Source organism: Microcoleus sp. Pol11C2 (assembly GCF_036701505.1).
Lineage (GTDB): Bacteria > Cyanobacteriota > Cyanobacteriia > Cyanobacteriales > Microcoleaceae > Microcoleus.
In genome coordinates this window covers 51,149-68,517 of sequence record NZ_JAUBQX010000023.1, presented here as the reverse complement: position 1 = coordinate 68,517, position 17,369 = coordinate 51,149, and the positions used below count along the sequence as shown (strand labels likewise).

Below are 17,369 nucleotides of genomic sequence, written 5' to 3'. Positions count from 1 at the left end.
TAGTCGCAAAACTTTGAGAAGATTCTTGTCCCCTCCGACGATCGGGGCGAATCTGGCCTTAATCGTCAAACAGGATTCTCTGACTGGGTTTGACCTGTTGCGTGACACCCCGCTGGGCAGTGCTGTCTCCCTATCCCAAAATAATATTATAGGAACACCGCACTGCCCTCTCCTAATTTCTTATTTCGAGACAGATGCGAGAATGCTTTCCATCTCAGAAAGCTCGACCGCCCCGGAGAAAGTTTGGCCGTTCATAATAAAGAAGGGAGTCCCTTCAATGCCCAGTTGTTGAGCGAGTTGCACGTCTTTGGCAATGGCGGCTTCGGCGGCGGGGCTGTTGCGATCGGTGTTGAATTTATCTAATTTTAGATTGAGCTTTTGGGCGATCGATGTGTACAATGGCTCGCCTAACCCTTTCTGTCCTTCAAACAAAGCGCTGTAATATTCCCAGAATTTGCCCTGCTGTTGAGCAGCCCAAGCTGCTTTAGCTGCTGGCAGCGCTTGAGGGTGAATTGAAGTCAAGGGTAAATGCTTGTAAGCTAAAGTAACTTTGTCCTGGTGTTTTGCCATAAACTGCTTGACAGTATCGTGAGCGCGCGCGCAAAACGGACATTCAAAGTCAGAGAATTCTAAAAGTACAATCTGCTGCGAAGCTGAACCGGTGCTGGGAGAATCCCCGATCGAAGATTTGGGATTAGTTTTCATCTCCTGCAAAAATGACTGCTGCGCTGCTTTGAGAGACTGCTGCTGCTGTTGCTGGTACCCTTGTACCGACTCTAAAATTACTTGCGGGTTTTCGCGGATAACCTGCAAGACTTGCTCTTTGAACTTGGGATCGACTGAATTGCCAGCCGCTGACTGGGCGGGGGAACAACCGATAAATACAAGGCAACCTGCCAGGAGTACAGCCAAGCAGAAGGCTTGCTGGCTACGGAGTTTTCGCCAAATAGTGGATACGTTCATCTTTTTTTCTGATTCACGGCAACACTTAATCCTACATTTAATTTTGCGGAGTGTCAGGTATACCGCTGTTGACTGCTATCGAGCTATTTTTAGCTTTGACCAATAATTAGTCATTGGCAATCGGTAATTCGCAGTCGGTAATTTGCAAGGTTTGTTAATCACCCGGACACAGACTAACCTAATAATTAAGATTTAAATCACGGGAGTTTATTATAATATTATAATTTAGCCTCAAACGACCAAATAAAAAGGTTTGTAGTGATAACTTTACTCCTGATCAGCTTCTGAGGACTCAAGTCTTAACGACAAAGGCGCTCACGGTTATTTTACAGGAGTAGATATAAAATATAAAAATAAAAGGGCGATCGCTCCAGCGATCGTCCTTTTATTTGCTGCACGTATTATCCGCTTTTAGACTTGTCTGAATCGAAGATTATTTGCGGTTGTTGAGCCATTTAGCAGCAACTATTCCCAAAATACCAGCAACAACTGGATTTCCCAAAAACTTCATCAAACTCGGCTGTTCGGCCAGCACTTCTCGGAAAATATCCGGATGATTGTGATAGGTAAACGAGGCCAGCTTGGTAACATCGTCAGCATTCATGCGGCTGGCGTGGTGGGTAGAAAGTCCTAGCTGCTTTTCCAATTGGCGATCGTCCAATCCTCTCTTGCCCAAATGCTTGAAGAATTCGCGCGCCACGTCGTCGCGTTCGTTTGGCTTAATTTGGGCGATCGCCTTTTGCAATTCCGGTTCCAACTGAGCCGGCGGGAGGGAGTCGTGATTCAGGGAACGCCCGAATAATTGTTTGCGCTGAGCAGGCGAAGTTCTCTGAGCAAAATCGTCAAAGTTTTCGTAATCTTCACCAGTTGTCTCCGGCATCATTTCTCGATCGCCCTGGGCTAAATCGTTCATGATTTGACGCTTGTAATTATCGCTGCTACTCATGGTAACTCTCTTCCAATCTACACAACATTTCAGTCTTAAATTGAGATGCTTTCGCCTTCAAAAAACTGCGGAATCTTAAACCGCCACGCGGCTATCATTTAAGCTGGCTAACCAGGTCAAGACTTGTATTCAATCTGATTTGATTGCTGGTCGTACTTAGCAGTCAAAATCAGTTTTTTGTCAGGAGCATAAACCAAAACACTTACATCCTGATTTGGGAAATTGCGGTGAAAACCTTGTGCTAAAGATTTGGCCAAATCTTTCACTTCAGTCGGGCGGACTTGCGGGGTAATAACAACTCCCAATTTGTTATTGTCGCGAACGTAAGCATCCTGAACCAGGCCCTTAGCCGTTTTTGTTACCCATTGACCAAAATCTTGACCTGCGGCGGTATTTCCACGTTCTAGCTGCGCGTAATAACCCTGACTGCCGCCAATTGCTACAGGTACATCAGTCGGTTTTTGGGTTGAAACGCTGGGCGCGCAGGCAGTCGTAATAGCCAGCATTAAAACCAAGAGTAAGCCCGCAATTATTTTGCGACTCTGCTGCAATAAACTCACCTTTTTTACTCCCTTCTGAAAACAACTTGAATACTTGAAAGGGTCAGGTTGCTCGACCCTCTCAATTAGTATTAGGCTTAGTCTAGTTTCTTTTTGATCTCATCTTTTACATCTTCGATGGCGTGACCAGCTTCAGCTTTTGCCTGCTTGGCTTTGCCTTCTGCTTTATCCTTCGGGTCGCCAGTAACATTTCCTAGGGCTTCTTGAGCTTTGCCTGCGATGTTGTCGCCAGTTGCCTTTGCTCTATCTTCAGTGCTCATTGGTTTCTCCCTATCTGTATCTAATTTGACGTTTTTTACTTAATGAACTCATCATAGGTAACTAGGAGCTGCGTTGCACTCTACCTCTAGGAAGAAAAAATAAATAATAAATGGAATAGGGAATATGGCATAGGGAACAGTTATTTGCAGTCTTGAACTAACTGCGACTTTCATACTTAATTATTGTTTTTTTACCGTTTCGGCTGGCTGCAATCAAGTATTTTTGTAAAAAACTGTTGGAGGGTCGCCCGTGCGTGCAAGACTATTTTTTTCAACCCAAAAGAATTTATAATTTTAAAATTTTATTTAACTTTGCCTTAAAAAGACGGGTGTAGGCAAGACCATATCTTACCCCCACCCGAAAAAAAACTATTAGTTTTAATCTACCTTGTGATGACACTCTTTATCTATTTTTTGCTGAAGTTCTTCTTTCAACTGTTCGACAGCGCGCATAGTTTGAGCATCTTCTTGTTTTTGCTGACCGAGGGCTTTTTCTGTTTCCTCACCGAGCAATATTTCCCGCGATTTTGGTAGGGTGACTTGATTTTCGCTACCAATGTGAGTCGCGTTTTCTTCAGTATTCATTAGTTTTTCCCCTATTGTTTGCAAAAATTATTTTTAACAAGGGTACTTAGAAGTTAACCTTATCTCTATTATAAGGGAAATCACGAAGACTTCCCTCTGTCTGAAGGGAGATAGGGGCTGGTGAATAGTTTTGAGTTTTGAGTTTTGAGTTTTATAGTTAAGATAAATTACGGAAACTTCCATGAGCCCGAAAGGAGATAGGGGAAGGAGAATAGTGCGTGAGATAGCTTGGTGAGTCGCAAGGCGCGGGCAGTGAATGAGTTGGGGAAAGGGGAGGAGAGGGGAGAATTTTTTTGCGGCGCGATCGCCATAAGTACCTTGTGTCGTTTGTTTGATGAGGCTGTTTCGACATTTTTGATAGACTCCCCGACCGTCGCGAACGGAGAGTCAAATTTATGGTTCATCGAAGTCCACTTGCTATCTCAGGGTGCATCGTCAATAGTAGAGGGGGTCTTCTCCCCACACTTTCCCTCTTTCGAGGCAGATTCCTCTTGCCCACAGGTACCGTTTTGCCGATCCATCCCTAGCATATTCATTCCCTTTTTGTGGATAATTAAAGTCAGTGAAGGAGTCGCCTCCTCCACGGCTCTCCAAAACGGAACGTGATAGTTTCCCATCATTCCGCTCCTCAATAAAACGGCTGTTGTCATCAGTACGTCGTTACCAACATATCGTTTTCCCACGCCCAAAGCCTGGGTTCCACTGGTGGCTTAGGTTTAGCACTTTTTCAGCTAGATTTGTTAGCAAGACTGCCATCATTGGCAGTTTTTGGATCGTGGCAATGTCGATGGAGTAATTGTCAATTATCATACGATTCCCTTCCACCTTTCGATTTGGGGATGATGTTGTCAACCTCTATCGAATCTCCATCTTTGAAGTAGTTATCGCAGTGAGAAAATTTCCCTTTTTGTCGCTTGAGTAGTTTAGCCACTTTTATGGATATTTCGGGGTGTACTCCCATTCTTGAACTGGGAGCCTCTCACTGTTGCAGCCAAGCTAGAAATTGGAGTTGGGAGTCAGAAGCCAGGAGGAAAGAGGAAGAACGCAGGAGCCATAAAAAGTGTTTTTACAAATATGAGATGCTCCCAAACCACGCGACTTATTTATTACTTATGCAACTTTTATGCAGTGTCTTTTGTGACTTTCCTTCCTGGGGTAATAATAATTGGAAATCCGAGGATTTTGCCATTAACTTTGCTTGAGTTTTTTTGCTCAACAGGGAATTGTCGGATGTTGAATCCTAAGAAATCGAATCCGGGTTCTTCATTCAGGGTAAACGCATTCTAACTGGCACCCAATGTATGCTACAGTTAAAATCGTTCGGCATTTTGGATCAATGCTTGTAACTGTTCATACGCCAGACCCATTAATCGCTGTGTTTTTTTATGATTTTCTTCAATATGATTCAGGATGTCGCTCATGTTTATGTATAAAAAAAGGTCTTTTATGTTCTTTTACAACCTAATGTTACTATTTGGGAGATGTCTAAAGAAGAGTAGGTAAAAATAATTGAAACCGAAATGCCTAATTTTAATTTATAATTTCTCCCCGAATACAGCCGGACTATACAGCACTTCCTGGTGTTATGAGGTACAATAAGAATAGATAAAAAAAATACACCAATGAAAGCATATTCAGTAGATTTGCGAAAAAAAATAGTAGCAGCCCATCAAGAGCAGAAGCTGTCGATCCGAAAAACAGCAGAAATATTTGCCGTAAGTAAAAGCTTAGTTCAAAAGCTTGTCAAGCAACAAAAAATCGAGGGAAATTTACAGCCGAAACCTAGGGGTAAACCGAGATACAGTCATTTGAATAATGCGTCAACCGAATTAAGAGAAATAGTGGCAGCACATCCCGATGCAACCTTGGTAGAATTGTGTGAGTTATTTGCCCATAAGACGGGAAATTGGGTGGGTAGAACCGCCATGTGTAACGCCTTACAGAAGTTGGGATTAAATCGTAAAAAAAAACAGTGAAAAGTAGCCAAGCAGGCAGTGAAAGAGTCATGAAATTAAGGTTACAGTATTGGGAAAAAGTCAAGGATATTGAGCCCAACAATCTAGTTTTTTTAGATGAGACTGGAGTATTGCTAGGTTTAACCAGAACTCATGCACGTTCCCAACGAGGAAGTAGAGCCTATGCGGTCAAACCTTTGTATCGAGGTAAGAAAGTTACAGTAATTGGTGCAATTAGTCTCACGCAAGTAGTGGCATTAATGACCATGGACAACTCGATGGATAGCCAAGCATTTGAGGTGTTTATCGAGCAATGTTTAGTGCCACAATTGTGGTCGGGAGCAGTAGTAGTGATGGATAACTTACCAGCGCATAAAGTAGATTCAATTAAGCCTATGATTGAAGCGGTCGGTGCTTCCATCTTGTGTTTGTCCCCATACTCTCCTGATTTTAATCCAATTGAATTATGGTGGTCACAGCTCAAATCTTTATTGATCCAGTTTTCACCAACCACCACTAAAATGGTTGACACCATAATTGCTGTAGCTCTTGACTTAATTAATCCGAAACATCTTAAAAACTGGTTTACTAATTGCTGCTACTGTACCTCATAACACCCGGAAGGGCTGTAACTTAATTTAATTAGTATGGCATTAGACAAAATAATATATGACAAATCGATTTTTTACATAAATTTAAGACCTAGACTATTTATGGCAGATCCTTTTAAATGAAGGACAATTAATAATTAAATGGGAGCGCCCAATCAAAAACAACGGTAATCCTTGTATCACAGTTTAAATGTGCAACAGCTTAGAGGTGCTGCGCGGTTCTAAAAATCCAAAACTTTTGCAATGCCAGCACCACCAACTTTCTACTTATGGAATTGGTCAAAACTGAAGTATAGACGATTGATGGGAGAAAGGCTACTCTGCGGCACATCTTAGCCGTATCATCTGTTGTTTAGTTCACCCTACTTCATGCCACTTCACCTGAGTTCGGCTAACTCCAACCAACTCGTAGTAATTGAACAGCTTGCACGTTACTCATTGCGACTTCCCCAATGCCTTTTGCACAATAGCTGTAAAAGTTACAAACAGGCAGAAACAATGAAAGCTACTGGTAAGGTATATACAATTGATTTGGCTGGAAATCAGTATCAAAGCCCTCGCTACTTGCAAAGTCGGGCCAGGATTAACTCCCTCATCGACCATTATATGTCATTAGAAGTTTTGAGCGATCGACTTTCCGATCTACCCCAGCAATTTTCCACCCCGCATCCCCGCCCTTGGGAACCCATAGATTGGCAAGGAATCAATCGCGACCAAATTATTGGTGTCAAGCCAGAAATATTTTTACAAATTTTGGCAAGTGCGGCAGAAATTGAAGCTCCCATCCGCAGCTACGGTAGAGAAAGTTGGTGCTACTTACAGCATATTTACCCGCAAATGGCGCGGTTTATGGGAGGCATTTTTGATGCCAATGGCAACATTCTAGAGATAGGTGTCTGGGAAAAAGAAGAACGCCAACATTGCCCGACATTTAGGAAAATTTACCAGCAACTTACAGCAGAAAAACTGCAAGTTAAACCGAACTCTGTGAATGGCTGTCAATCCACAGGTGACGCTTGGCAAGATACCTACAAACACGTGATTAGTCGCCTGAGTACCGAGTGGGGAGCTACTTCTGTATATTTATGGTTGATGGTACACTCAACAGGAGCGTTGCAACAGGCAATTTCGCAGCCTTTACAGGATGAGATCAATCATTTGGCTAAGTTTTGGGGTTTCAGCCGCTGGGCCTTCTCCCAGAGTTACTTCAATCAACTGAAAGGCTCTACCAAAAACCTGATTGCTTTGCTGAAACACCATCAGATTGAACGCACGCACGGTAACGATGTGTTTAATACTTCACTTAGTCTCAAACAGCTTTCTTTGGTGTTGGAATTGACTTTTACATTCACGCGAGTGATGGTGCGTCTGCGGCGCTGGAACCGCGAGCTCAGTCGCAGTTATCTCAGACATTTGTTTGGTACTGCGCCGATGGTTGATGCACCGCGCAAGGCCGCTTAAATAGGACTTATGCACGGGAGCAATTTTTACACTATTTCTGGGGATAAGGTGCGGTGTGCTTCGCCCTACAGATAGTGTCTGTGGGTAAGTCCTGTTAACAAAATTAAACCCGAATTGCAAAATTAAACGATCGCACTTCAGAGACAATTGAAATTAAAAGGTACTATAAATCATGCAAACTACGATCGACCTTCCCGACAATCTCCCCCTGACTGAAGCCGATGTGAGGATAGAATTGGCGCTCGTACTTTATCAACAACACAGCCTCACTTTAGATAAAGTCGCTCAACTCGCTAAAATTTCAGCGGACGATTTCTACCAAATATTAATCGATCGCGATATCGTCACCCCGCCTGCAGATCCCGATGACGAACTGGCCGAACTCATACTAGCGAGCCTTCGCAACTCTATGCCACAAGTTAAAGAAGGCAAATTGCATCCTATTTCTGAACTGTGGGAGGGCATTGTAAAGCTTTATGGTTGAATTTATGGTTCCCACTCACAGATAGACTCTTGCGAAAGAGGGCAAGTTTTGGGAGCGATCTCATTGCCGCTGAGGCCGAGCACAGTCAGTTTAGTCAAGGATGCTAGCGGTTTGATATCGCCGATCACATTGCGACTGAGGTCGAGCGAACGTAGGTTAGTCAAGGATGCTAGCGGTTTGATGTCGCCGATTACATTGCCGCTGAGGTGGAGCCTAGTCAGGTTAGTCAGGGATGCTAGCGGTTTGATGTCGCCGATCTGATTGTCCAAGAGGTGGAGCGAACGTAGGTTAGTCAACGATGCTAGCGGTTGGATGTCCCCGATCCGATTGTCGCTGAGGTCGAGCCTAGTCAGGTTAGTCAAGGATGCTAGCGGTTTGATATCGCCGATCTGATTGTCCAAGAGCTCGAGCGAACGTAGGTTAGTCAACGATGCTAGCGGTTTGATGTCGCCGATCTGATTGTCGTTGAGGAAGAGCCAAGTCAGGTTAGTCAACGATGCTAACGGTTTGATATCGCCTATCTGATTGTCGCTGAGGAAGAGGATAGTCAGGTTAGTCAACGATGCTAGCGGTTTGATATCGCCTATCTGATTGTCGCTGAGGTCGAGGATAGTCAGGTTAGTCAACGATGCTAGCGGTTTGATGTCGCCGATTGGATTTTCGCTGAGGGAGAGCCTAGTCAGGTTAGTCAAGGATGCTAGCGGTTGGATGTCGCCGATCCGATTGTCGTTGAGGAAGAGCCAAGTCAGGTTAGTCAAGGATGCTAGCGGTTTGATATCGCCGATCTGATTGTCGAAGAGGTCGAGCTTCGTGAGACTAGAAAGTTTCCGATCGGCCGCATCGCAATCATTAGTCCCTGCTTCCTTCAACAACACGTCAACAGTATGTTTGGTTTCAGGACTCAAATCAGCTTTTTGGCGGCACCAATCCGCAAATGTTCGCTTGCTGTTTCCCAGTTGCGGCTCTGCTGCCCGCGCCGATAGTTCATTTGCAGATAATGCTAGGACGATCGCGCTCCAAATAACTACTCTTAATCTTGATAAAATCATATCTTTTTCCAACGATAAGCGTCACATATTTTAGGTGAAATTAAGGATACTATAAATTATGCAAATTACGATCGACCTTCCCGACAATCTCCCCCTGACTGAAGCCGATGTGAGGATAGAATTGGCGATCGAACTTTATCAGCAACACACGGCTCGTGACTGAAATATTGAAGTGCGATCGGGCGTCATTTTCAAGTTTTATGGTTTAGCTTGTGGTTCCCACTCACAGATAGACTCTGGCTTGAGAAGACAAGTCTTGGGAGCGATCGGATTTCCACTGAGATGGAGTTCTCTCAGGTTAGTCAAGGATTCCAACGGTTTGATATCGCTGATTTGATTGTCGCTAAGGCTGAGCAATCTCAGGTTAGTCAAGGATGCTAGCGGTTTGATGTCGATGATTTGATTGTCGCTAAGGGTGAGCCAGTCAAGGGTAGTCAAGGATGCTAGCGGTTTGATGTCGTTGATTTGATTGTCGCCAAGGGTGAGCAAAGTCAGGTTAGTCAAGGATGCTAGCGGTTTGATGTCAGTAATTTGATTGTTGGCCAGGGCGATCGTAGTCAGGTTAGTCAAGGATGCTAGCGGTTTGATGTCGTTGATTTGATTGTGGGCGAGCCCGATCACAGTCAGGTTAGTCAAGGATGCTAGCGGTTTGATGTCACTGATTTGATTGTTGGCGAGCCCGATCACAGTCAGGTTAGTCAAGGATGCTAGCGGTTTGATGTCGCTGATTTGATTGTTGTCGAGCCAGATCCAAGTCAGTTTAGTCAAGAATGCTAGTGGTTTGATGTCGCTGATTTGATTGCTCAGGAGGATGAGCCGAGTCAGGTTAGTCAAGGATTCTAGCGGTTTGATGTCGCTGATTTTATTGTCAATGAGTCTGAGTCCCGTGAGAGTCGAAAGTTTGCGATCGGCCGCACCGCACTCAGTAGTCTCAGCTTTCTGCAACAGCACATCAACAGTATGTTTGGTTTCAGGACTCAAAGAAGCTTTTTGGCGACACCAATCGGCAAATGTTCGTCTACTATTTCCCGTTTGTGTCTGTGCAACTTCGGCGGAAAGTAGATTCCCAGATAATGCTACGATCGCACTCAAAGCAACTACTATCAACCTTGGTAAATTCATCTGTTTCTGTGCAACTATAATTTTCCTCATTTTGTATCCCTAATTTTCTAAATAGACAATGGCAGGTTGGCAAACTGTCACGATACTGCCATAAAGTTGTAAAATAACTGCGATCTTAAACTTATAGCCAATAATTTTATCTCCATAAACTGAGGAAAATACCCTATGAACGGCCCAGCATCTTACACATCATCTCAAATGACCGATCGCGATCGCGCTAACCTTAGCCGCCTGATCGATTACACTTCCATTCAATCGATACCCGAATTTTGGGCGATAGTCAAACAAAAATTCGGTCAAACCGTTGCCCTCCACGACCCCCACAGCCAGCCAGAAATCAAACTCACCTACACCGACCTCTACCAACAAATCCAGCAATTCGCCGCCGGCCTCCAAGCCCTCGGCATCGAAGCCAATCCCGAAGAAGCAGTCCCTCCCCGCGTCGCCCTCTTCGCCGACAACAGCCCCCGCTGGCTGATAGCCGACCAAGGTATCATGATGGCCGGGGCAGCCAACGCCGTTCGAGGCGCCACCGCCGACCCTCAAGAACTCCTATACATCATCCAAGACAGCGGCAGCACCGCCTTGGTAGTCGAAAACCTGGCTTTGCTGACAAAACTGCAACACCGCCTCCCTGATTTGCCCATTCAACTCATCGTCCTCCTCTCCGACGAAGAACCGGAAACCAGCCCAACCCTAAGCACAGTCAAATTTTCCCAAGTCATGACCACAGGGGCCAACCGTCCCCTCAAACCCACCAACCACAAGCCTCAAAACCTCGCCACCCTCCTCTACACCAGCGGCACCACCGGCAAACCCAAAGGCGTCATGCTGACTCACGGGAACCTGCTGCACCAACTCAACACCTTGGGCACAGTTCTCCAGCCCGAAGCCGGCGAATCTGCCCTCAGCATTCTGCCCAGTTGGCACGCCTACGAACGCAGCGTCGAATACTTCCTGCTTTCTCAAGGATGCACGCAAATTTACACCAATATTCGCTATTTCAAACAAGACTTTAAAACTTACAAACCCCATTACATGGTCAGCGTTCCGCGCATCTGGGAATCGATTTATGAGGCTGTACAAAAGCAATTTCGGGAACAGCCACCTAAAAAACAAAAATTGGTGGATTTCCTGTTATCTGCCAGCCAGCAATACATCGAGGCCCGCCGCATTTTTCAAGGATTAACTCTCAATTTAAAACCTGCTTCTGCTACTGAAAAACTAATCGCCCGCACCAAAAGCATTCTGTTGTCGCCCGTACACGCCCTCGCCGAAAAATTGGTTTACCAAAAAGTCAGGCAAGCTACAGGGGGACGCTTAAAATGGGCGATTAGCGGCGGCGGTTCTTTGGCCGCGCATATAGACAATTTCTTTGAAATAGCCAATATCGGTTTGTTAGTGGGATATGGTTTAACCGAAACGTCCCCGGTTTTAACCGTCCGCCGCCCTTGGCACAATCTTAAAGGTTCCGCGGGACAGCCTCTAGCCCATACGGAAATTAAAATAGTAGACCCAGAAACCAGACAGCAACTGCCCACAGGCCAGCGCGGCTTGGTATTGGCGCGGGGGCCGCAAATTATGCAGGGCTACTATCTTAATCCCCAAGCGACTGCCAAGGCGATCGACCCCGAAGGCTGGTTCGACACCGGCGATTTGGGCTGGCTGACACCGGGAAACGACTTAATCTTGACCGGGCGGGCCAAAGATACGATCGTCCTCAGCAACGGCGAAAACATCGAACCCCAGCCCATAGAAGACGCCTGCCTCCGCAGCCCCTACATCGACCAAATTATGCTAGTAGGTCAAGACCAGAGATCCGTCGGCGCCTTAATTGTCCCCAATCAAGAAGCCGTGCAGAAATGGGCAGAAACTCAGAATCCCCCATTACACGAAATTGACTGGAATAGCAAGACAATTCAAGATTTATTCCGCAAAGAATTGAACCGAGAGGTGCAAAATCGCCCCGGATACCGCGCGGACGATCGCATCGGCCCGTTCCGGTTGATTCAGGAGCCATTTTCGATCGAAAATGGAATGTTGACCCAGACCCTGAAAATTAAGCGCCCGGTTGTGACGCAACACTACCGCGATATGATTGACGGGATGTTTTGAAATATTCGCAGGACTTGGGGAATGGAAAAGAAAAAATTACCCCAACACCCGAGTCCCGAGTCCGAGTCCTCAGTCCTCAGCCATTAGTTCATTTTTACCAACTAATGACTCATGACTAATGCCTAATTCCTAATTGACAAGCAACAACTTTATGGAACCACAATTACTCTTGAAGCGGTCGATTAACGTTAAAGTCGTCGTTACTCCCCGCTGGAAAGAAGAAGCTCAACAGCAACTCCAAGCCCAAATCAACCAAATAGACTCTCAGCTACAACAGTTAGAAATGCAAGGGCAGCGGATGATTTCAGAAATCAAACAGCAAAATCTACAGCCCCCAGGCCCGCAAGTACAGCAGCAAATAGAAAACATTCAAGTGCAGGTGAATCAAAGAAAAAGCGAACTGCTAGAACAGAAAAACCAAAACCTGCAACAGCTTCAGCAAGTGCAGGTGCTAGACCTCGAACAAGAAGTGAGTCAAGGTCAAATTGACGGCACATTCACTGTCGGGCTGGGAGAAAACTTGATTCAAAAAATGCAAGTAGAAATTCTCCTCCGCGACGGCATAGTGGAAGAAATTCGAGGTGATATTTAGAAATTGGTAAGTGGTAATTGGCGATCGGTAATTGGCAAGAGATTTTGAGTCAAGAGTCACCCCCCCAAATGCGAGACACTGGCATAATAATAAGTATTGCCGGTGGCCGATCGCCAATGATCAATTGCCAAATACCGATTACCTATTACCAACACAAAAGGACTTTTTACAGATGATTCGCGAAGTTTTCATGCCAGCCCTGAGTTCGACAATGACAGAGGGCAAAATTGTTTCCTGGGTCAAATCCGCCGGAGACAAAGTAGAAAAAGGCGAAACGGTGGTGGTGGTTGAATCCGACAAAGCCGACATGGACGTGGAGTCTTTCTACGAAGGCTATTTAGCAATAATTATCGTACCTGCGGGCGAAGTTGCTCCGGTGGGGGCGGCAATCGCCCTAGTAGCAGAAACAGAAGCCGAAATCGCCGTCGCTCAGCAGCAAGGAGCCGCCGCTCCAACCGCAGCCGCCGCCCCGGCTCCCAGCCCCGCTCCTGTGAGCGCAGCTACATCGTCAGCAGGTTTGCAGCAAAATGTTAGTCGCCAAAACGGCCGCAGCGTCGTGTCTCCCCGCGCTCGCAAATTAGCCAAAGAGTTTAAAGTAGATTTGAATTCTATCAAAGGCAGCGGGCCCAACGGTCGCATTGTCGCAGAGGATGTGGAAGCAGCAGCCGGCAAAGCCCAACCCGCTCCGGTTCAGCAAGCGGTAACAGTCCCCGCAGCACCCGCACCTGCAGCACCCGCAGCACCCGCCCCCGCCGCAGCCAAACCCGCACCCGCACCAGTCCCGGCGGTGGCACTTTCGGGCCAAAAAGTACCGATGAATGCGCTGCAAAATGCGGTGGTGCGGAATATGGAAGGAAGTTTGAGCGTGCCGTCTTTCCGCGTCGGTTACACAATTACTACTGATAATCTGGACAAACTCTACAAACAAATTAAGTCCAAGGGCGTCACGATGACGGCTATGCTGGCGAAGGCTGTAGCAGTAACTTTACAAAAACATCCTCTGCTGAATGCTTGTTATGTGGAATCGGGAATTCAATACCGCGCTGATATTAATGTGGCGGTAGCGGTGGCGATGGATGGCGGCGGTTTGATTACCCCGGTGTTGCAAAATGCCGATCGCCTCGATATTTATTCGCTTTCGCGCACTTGGAAGGATTTAGTCGATCGCGCCCGCACCAAGCAGTTGAAGCCTGATGAATACAGCACGGGAACTTTTACTCTTTCCAATTTGGGAATGTTTGGAGTAGACAAGTTTGACGCTATTTTGCCGCCGAATCAAGGCTCGATTTTGGCGATCGGCTCTTCGCGGCCGCAAGTAGTAGCTAATGAAGATGGTTTGATGGGAGTGAAGCGGCAAATGCAGGTGAATATTACTTGCGATCACCGGATTATTTACGGTGCTGATGCTGCATCTTTCTTGCAAGATTTAGCGAAGTTGATTGAGACTAATCCTCAATCTTTGACGCTTTAATTCGTTGACAGTTGACAGTTGACTGTCAACTGTCAATGGTTTACCATCAACTATGTTAAAGGAGCTAATATGGAAAGCTTCCAACAGCTAAGAGTTTATCAATTAGCTGAAAAAAATTCAAATTAAATATGGTTTATTGTTAAAAAGTGGGACGACTTTGCGAAGGATACGATGGGAAAACAAATAGTGCGATCGGCTGATAGTGTTAGTGCTAATCTTGCAGAAGGACATGGACGCTATAGCTATCAAGATAATCAGCGTTTTGTAAAAATTGCTCTTGGGTTCATTAAACGAAACAAGACATTGGTTGAGACTTGCCTACGCTCGCAATCTTTTGACTCAAGAACAGAGCGATCGACTGCATCCGTTATTAAATGAACTTTCACCAAAACTTAATTTCTATAGCCATTTTAAATCATTTGTGAATTTCTTACTCCCTCCCCTTACTAAGGGGAGGGTTGGGGTGGGGTAAAAAATTTACGACTCATGTAGGATTGCTATATCTTAACCCATTAACACCAAAACCCAAAGGTTAACAGTCAAGAGTCAAGAGTCAACAGCCAACAGTCAACAGTCAACACTCAACACTCAACACTCAACACTCAACCACCAACTAATTACTGGATCGCACAGTCAAAACTTGCGGCGGCGTCGCATCCGGCGGATACAAGAAATCCACCTGAACCAAACGGCGTTCCCCCGGCTTCATATTAACATTCACCAAAGGTTCCCCCTGCTGTCCCCTGCGCTGCACGATGTGAATGTAGCGCGTCAAAGTCTTGCCCGTATCATCCTTAAACATCACCCGCACCGTACCTCGGAAAAATATCCGATTTTCCGGAGGCTCATAAAACATCAATCCCCCCGATTCTGTATTTGCTTTAATCGGTGTTTGCATTTTAATGCTAACAGATTGGGATTCACCAGATTTGTTGTAAAGCGGAAAAGTTAAGTTGTATTGAATCCCGTAATTACAGTGAGCAGAATAAGCAGTATCGGGATAGCGAGCTAACATTTTTGCGCTTTGAACTTGACCTGTTCCAAAAGTACCCGTATCAGTGGTGCTCAAAGCATAAGAAAATGACTCGCCGCGCTTGGGAATAGTTAAATAATCAGTTCTCGAATTGTCCGTAATTTTAGCTTGCCACTGGGAACCTTCAGCTACTCCTGCCACGCGGTCATAAATTTTTTGCACCGGATTTTCGCCTCTGGGAGTTGGTGCTAAATCTCTGGGCCCGGCTAAACCTTTGGTATTTAAAATATTTTCCCACTCTTCTAATGTGGGATATTGTTCGACTCCTTCTTGGCTTTGAGGAGCAAACATTGCTAATGATGCTACATAAACCGAATTGCTGCTCGACATTCGCATCAAGGTCGATCGACCATTGGAAGAAGGCGTGACATTCCCCACAGGTATCGGCAAATTCATCAGCATTCGGCTCTGATTGGCCGGAATCTCGATCGCAGCGGGCAAAATGGCTTGTCTGTATCCCCGCAGGACATCGCTGGTGATGCGGCTTCCAGGCCCGGCAAACACAGTGCCGAATCGATTTTCTAAATACGACGGCAAATCGACAAACAAAGCATCCGGCCGAGTTAAATAAGTCGCTCCTTGCAAGACTTTTAAAGTAACAGGTTCGGAGTTAGGATTGTGTACAATTATTCCTTGAAATAAGGTGCGAGTTTCTTGGCGATTTTTAGCTTTGGCGATGTGGTGGGCGAAGATGTCAAATCGACCTTTGAAGGGAAAGTTTAAGTGTGCAGAAGGTACTTGTTTTCCTTCGGGCCCAAATGTGGAGAGCAAAATGCCTTCGGTTTGCACAACTTCGGGGCTGTTGCTGTTGAAAACAGGGATGCTGTCGAGTTTTCCCGGTAAAACGCGCACTTGCTGAGGCACCGTCACGGTGTTCAGCGGGGCGGTTGTTGGAGGCGCTGGCAAATCCAGTTCGTTTTCCGGTAGCGGGAATTCTCGCTCGATGATGACTTGTTGGGTCGCAGGTGCGGGGATTGTTTGAGCTAAGGGGAAAATTGGCAAAAACATTGCTGTGAGCGCGTTTAACTGAACTTGCAGAAGATTGCCACATAGCAACCGACACAGAACATTACCACAAGTTGGTTGATATTTTTGGGGATTTTTGGATGTTAGGTCTATTTTTGCAGCAATTCGGACATCGCAAATTTTTTGTTCTTCACCTTGACAAAATGTATAGCATAAATAAGAGCCAGAAGCACTATAGCTGCGCTGGCTCTTATGAGTTGATACTAGAAGTTAACCTGCATTCACTAGAAAAGCGATGAGCTTTTCTGCCGATGGATGGCCTGCACCCCTGAGACAATTTAAGCAAGAGCTTTTTTTGCCTGCTTGCGGCGGGCTGCTACTAAACTTCCCAACCCCATAACCATACCTGCGATAGTGGTTGGTTCGGGTACTGGCTCAGCATCAGCCGAAACTCCGGCCATAACTTTGTCACTCTCACCAACACTAGACCCAGCTACCTGTTGGAAGCGAACCCCTGCCTTGAGCGTACCATTTTGAAATCCCGTCAAGAAAGCACTTTCTGCCTGAGCCGCACTCAGACTGCTGCCAGTTAGCAAAAAGCTAACCAAAGTTGACTGATTTTTATATAAGCCTCCACTAGCGTTTCCACCATTAAAGCTATTGCGCGGAGTGCTAATGCCATAGTCGAAACCGTCTTGCAAACCGCTAATATCAACGTTTTTCCAAAACTCTGTAAAAGTGCTGCCTGCGGTAGATTTAACCGATGCAGTAGCGCCGCTCAATACGTCAAATGCCACGGCAACGAGAGAAGAGTCTGTTGCACCACCGGCTGTGAGCTGAGTGCCAGTGGTATTCTTGATGCCTAAATTCAGGAGCAAATCGGCTCCACTTTGGACAAAGTTGAAGTCCAATGTTGCAGTAGCGCCGGTGCCGATAACGTTGTCCCTGCGGTTGGTACTACCGTACTCAGGAGCCACGGATAAACTGAATGCTTGGGCTTGCGTTGCAGTTAGTAATGAAGAAGCAATCACTAAACCAGCGGTAGCTAGACACGCGGTTAGTGGTTGGGCGAAGTTGGTTTTCATAAGAGTAATACCTTTTTTATATCGTTGGGGGGATTGACTTTATTGATTTCTTTCGGTATCTGTTTACATCATCTATCATGTAAAGGTATTTGTCTATACATTTTTGATACC

Annotated in this window: 20 protein-coding genes and 1 pseudogene; 10 read left to right on the top strand and 11 right to left on the bottom strand. The window is 45.8% G+C overall.

Features of this window, described 5'->3' with window-relative positions:
- Nucleotides 1-180: 180 nt before the first annotated feature.
- The 7 genes and pseudogenes from QUA42_RS15260 to QUA42_RS27795 form a co-directional block, all read right to left on the bottom strand.
- Nucleotides 181-963: a DsbA family protein gene (locus tag QUA42_RS15260; protein WP_333138013.1), complete on the bottom strand. Its 783-nt coding sequence runs from the start codon at nt 961-963 to the stop codon at nt 181-183.
- 433 nt (nt 964-1,396) lie between these two features.
- Complete coding sequence (locus QUA42_RS15255; protein WP_333034605.1) at nt 1,397-1,909, bottom strand: hypothetical protein; 513 nt, start codon at nt 1,907-1,909, stop codon at nt 1,397-1,399.
- A gap of 116 nt (nt 1,910-2,025) precedes the next feature.
- The gene (locus tag QUA42_RS15250) at nt 2,026-2,469 is read right to left on the bottom strand and encodes a hypothetical protein (RefSeq protein ID WP_333034603.1); all 444 of its coding nucleotides are present in this window, start codon (nt 2,467-2,469) and stop codon (nt 2,026-2,028) included.
- A 77-nt stretch (nt 2,470-2,546) separates the two neighbouring features.
- Entirely contained in the window at nt 2,547-2,729 is a 183-nt protein-coding gene (locus QUA42_RS15245) for a CsbD family protein (protein ID WP_333138012.1), read from the bottom strand.
- Nucleotides 2,730-3,107: 378 nt separating this feature from the next.
- Complete coding sequence (locus QUA42_RS15240) at nt 3,108-3,314, bottom strand: hypothetical protein (RefSeq protein ID WP_333138011.1); 207 nt, start codon at nt 3,312-3,314, stop codon at nt 3,108-3,110.
- A gap of 422 nt (nt 3,315-3,736) precedes the next feature.
- Nucleotides 3,737-3,997 (bottom strand): hypothetical protein, encoded by a 261-nt coding sequence (locus tag QUA42_RS15235; protein WP_333138010.1) that lies wholly within the window; start codon nt 3,995-3,997, stop codon nt 3,737-3,739.
- Nucleotides 3,964-4,284 (bottom strand): annotated as a pseudogene (locus QUA42_RS27795) (HNH endonuclease); the annotation flags it as partial. The gene QUA42_RS15235 and the pseudogene QUA42_RS27795, both read right to left, overlap by 34 nt.
- Before the next feature lie 652 nt (nt 4,285-4,936).
- Between QUA42_RS27795 and QUA42_RS15230 the strand changes: the two are divergent.
- From QUA42_RS15230 to QUA42_RS15210, 5 genes are all read left to right on the top strand, one after another.
- Nucleotides 4,937-5,290 carry an IS630 transposase-related protein gene (locus QUA42_RS15230; RefSeq protein ID WP_333138009.1) on the top strand — a complete coding sequence of 118 codons (354 nt, stop codon included), beginning with the start codon at nt 4,937-4,939 and terminating at the stop codon, nt 5,288-5,290.
- A complete protein-coding gene (locus QUA42_RS15225) occupies nt 5,287-5,883 on the top strand; it encodes an IS630 family transposase (protein ID WP_333138008.1) in 597 nt (198 codons plus the stop codon). Before QUA42_RS15230 ends, QUA42_RS15225 begins: the two co-directional genes overlap by 4 nt.
- Nucleotides 5,884-6,070: 187 nt before the next feature.
- Nucleotides 6,071-6,169 (top strand): RQC domain-containing protein, encoded by a 99-nt coding sequence (locus QUA42_RS15220; protein WP_333138007.1) that lies wholly within the window; start codon nt 6,071-6,073, stop codon nt 6,167-6,169.
- A gap of 209 nt (nt 6,170-6,378) precedes the next feature.
- Nucleotides 6,379-7,341 carry a hypothetical protein gene (locus QUA42_RS15215; RefSeq protein ID WP_333138006.1) on the top strand — a complete coding sequence of 321 codons (963 nt, stop codon included), beginning with the start codon at nt 6,379-6,381 and terminating at the stop codon, nt 7,339-7,341.
- 172 nt (nt 7,342-7,513) lie between these two features.
- Nucleotides 7,514-7,825 carry a UPF0175 family protein gene (locus QUA42_RS15210; protein ID WP_333138005.1) on the top strand — a complete coding sequence of 104 codons (312 nt, stop codon included), beginning with the start codon at nt 7,514-7,516 and terminating at the stop codon, nt 7,823-7,825.
- Between the two features lie 2 nt (nt 7,826-7,827).
- Here the strand turns inward: QUA42_RS15210 and QUA42_RS15205 are convergent, their stop codons facing one another.
- Nucleotides 7,828-8,874: a leucine-rich repeat domain-containing protein gene (locus QUA42_RS15205; RefSeq protein WP_333138004.1), complete on the bottom strand. Its 1,047-nt coding sequence runs from the start codon at nt 8,872-8,874 to the stop codon at nt 7,828-7,830.
- Nucleotides 8,875-9,072: 198 nt separating this feature from the next.
- A complete protein-coding gene (locus tag QUA42_RS15200) occupies nt 9,073-10,026 on the bottom strand; it encodes a leucine-rich repeat domain-containing protein (RefSeq protein ID WP_333138003.1) in 954 nt (317 codons plus the stop codon).
- Between the two features lie 135 nt (nt 10,027-10,161).
- On the opposite strand from QUA42_RS15200, the gene QUA42_RS15195 reads away from it, so the two are divergent.
- The 5 genes from QUA42_RS15195 (at nt 10,162) to QUA42_RS27785 (ending at nt 14,646) form a co-directional block, all read left to right on the top strand.
- Nucleotides 10,162-12,111, top strand: a complete 1,950-nt coding sequence (locus QUA42_RS15195) for a long-chain fatty acid--CoA ligase (RefSeq protein WP_333138002.1) — start codon at nt 10,162-10,164, stop codon at nt 12,109-12,111.
- Between the two features lie 151 nt (nt 12,112-12,262).
- The gene (locus QUA42_RS15190) at nt 12,263-12,703 is read left to right on the top strand and encodes a YlqD family protein (protein ID WP_333138001.1); all 441 of its coding nucleotides are present in this window, start codon (nt 12,263-12,265) and stop codon (nt 12,701-12,703) included.
- 172 nt (nt 12,704-12,875) lie between these two features.
- Nucleotides 12,876-14,174, top strand: coding sequence for a dihydrolipoamide acetyltransferase family protein (locus QUA42_RS15185; protein WP_333138000.1), 1,299 nt, complete (start codon nt 12,876-12,878; stop codon nt 14,172-14,174).
- A gap of 171 nt (nt 14,175-14,345) precedes the next feature.
- On the top strand, nt 14,346-14,552 hold the full coding sequence (locus QUA42_RS27790) for a four helix bundle protein (RefSeq protein ID WP_445301319.1): 207 nt from the start codon (nt 14,346-14,348) through the stop codon (nt 14,550-14,552).
- Nucleotides 14,482-14,646, top strand: coding sequence for a hypothetical protein (locus tag QUA42_RS27785; protein ID WP_445301318.1), 165 nt, complete (start codon nt 14,482-14,484; stop codon nt 14,644-14,646). Before QUA42_RS27790 ends, QUA42_RS27785 begins: the two co-directional genes overlap by 71 nt.
- Nucleotides 14,647-14,787: 141 nt before the next feature.
- Here the strand turns inward: QUA42_RS27785 and QUA42_RS15175 are convergent, their stop codons facing one another.
- Both QUA42_RS15175 and QUA42_RS15170 read right to left on the bottom strand, forming a co-directional pair.
- Nucleotides 14,788-16,215, bottom strand: coding sequence for a DUF3370 domain-containing protein (locus QUA42_RS15175; protein ID WP_333137999.1), 1,428 nt, complete (start codon nt 16,213-16,215; stop codon nt 14,788-14,790).
- A gap of 296 nt (nt 16,216-16,511) precedes the next feature.
- On the bottom strand, nt 16,512-17,258 hold the full coding sequence (locus QUA42_RS15170) for a PEP-CTERM sorting domain-containing protein (protein WP_333137998.1): 747 nt from the start codon (nt 17,256-17,258) through the stop codon (nt 16,512-16,514).
- Between the last annotated feature and the right edge of the window lie 111 nt (nt 17,259-17,369).

Excerpts from the sequence above, each read along its gene's own strand:
- QUA42_RS15260 (WP_333138013.1), bottom strand. The coding sequence starts at position 963 with ATGAACGTATCCACTATTTGGCGAAAACTCCGTAGCCAGCAAGCCTTC.
- QUA42_RS15255 (WP_333034605.1), bottom strand. The coding sequence starts at position 1,909 with ATGAGTAGCAGCGATAATTACAAGCGTCAAATCATGAACGATTTAGCC.
- QUA42_RS15245 (WP_333138012.1), bottom strand. The coding sequence starts at position 2,729 with ATGAGCACTGAAGATAGAGCAAAGGCAACTGGCGACAACATCGCAGGC.
- QUA42_RS15240 (WP_333138011.1), bottom strand. The coding sequence starts at position 3,314 with ATGAATACTGAAGAAAACGCGACTCACATTGGTAGCGAAAATCAAGTC.
- QUA42_RS15230 (WP_333138009.1), top strand. The coding sequence starts at position 4,937 with ATGAAAGCATATTCAGTAGATTTGCGAAAAAAAATAGTAGCAGCCCAT.
- QUA42_RS15220 (WP_333138007.1), top strand. The coding sequence starts at position 6,071 with ATGTGCAACAGCTTAGAGGTGCTGCGCGGTTCTAAAAATCCAAAACTT.
- QUA42_RS15215 (WP_333138006.1), top strand. The coding sequence starts at position 6,379 with ATGAAAGCTACTGGTAAGGTATATACAATTGATTTGGCTGGAAATCAG.
- QUA42_RS15210 (WP_333138005.1), top strand. The coding sequence starts at position 7,514 with ATGCAAACTACGATCGACCTTCCCGACAATCTCCCCCTGACTGAAGCC.
- QUA42_RS15205 (WP_333138004.1), bottom strand. The coding sequence starts at position 8,874 with ATGATTTTATCAAGATTAAGAGTAGTTATTTGGAGCGCGATCGTCCTA.
- QUA42_RS15200 (WP_333138003.1), bottom strand. The coding sequence starts at position 10,026 with ATGAGGAAAATTATAGTTGCACAGAAACAGATGAATTTACCAAGGTTG.
- QUA42_RS15195 (WP_333138002.1), top strand. The coding sequence starts at position 10,162 with ATGAACGGCCCAGCATCTTACACATCATCTCAAATGACCGATCGCGAT.
- QUA42_RS15190 (WP_333138001.1), top strand. The coding sequence starts at position 12,263 with ATGGAACCACAATTACTCTTGAAGCGGTCGATTAACGTTAAAGTCGTC.
- QUA42_RS15185 (WP_333138000.1), top strand. The coding sequence starts at position 12,876 with ATGATTCGCGAAGTTTTCATGCCAGCCCTGAGTTCGACAATGACAGAG.
- QUA42_RS27790 (WP_445301319.1), top strand. The coding sequence starts at position 14,346 with ATGGGAAAACAAATAGTGCGATCGGCTGATAGTGTTAGTGCTAATCTT.
- QUA42_RS15175 (WP_333137999.1), bottom strand. The coding sequence starts at position 16,215 with ATGTTTTTGCCAATTTTCCCCTTAGCTCAAACAATCCCCGCACCTGCG.
- QUA42_RS15170 (WP_333137998.1), bottom strand. The coding sequence starts at position 17,258 with ATGAAAACCAACTTCGCCCAACCACTAACCGCGTGTCTAGCTACCGCT.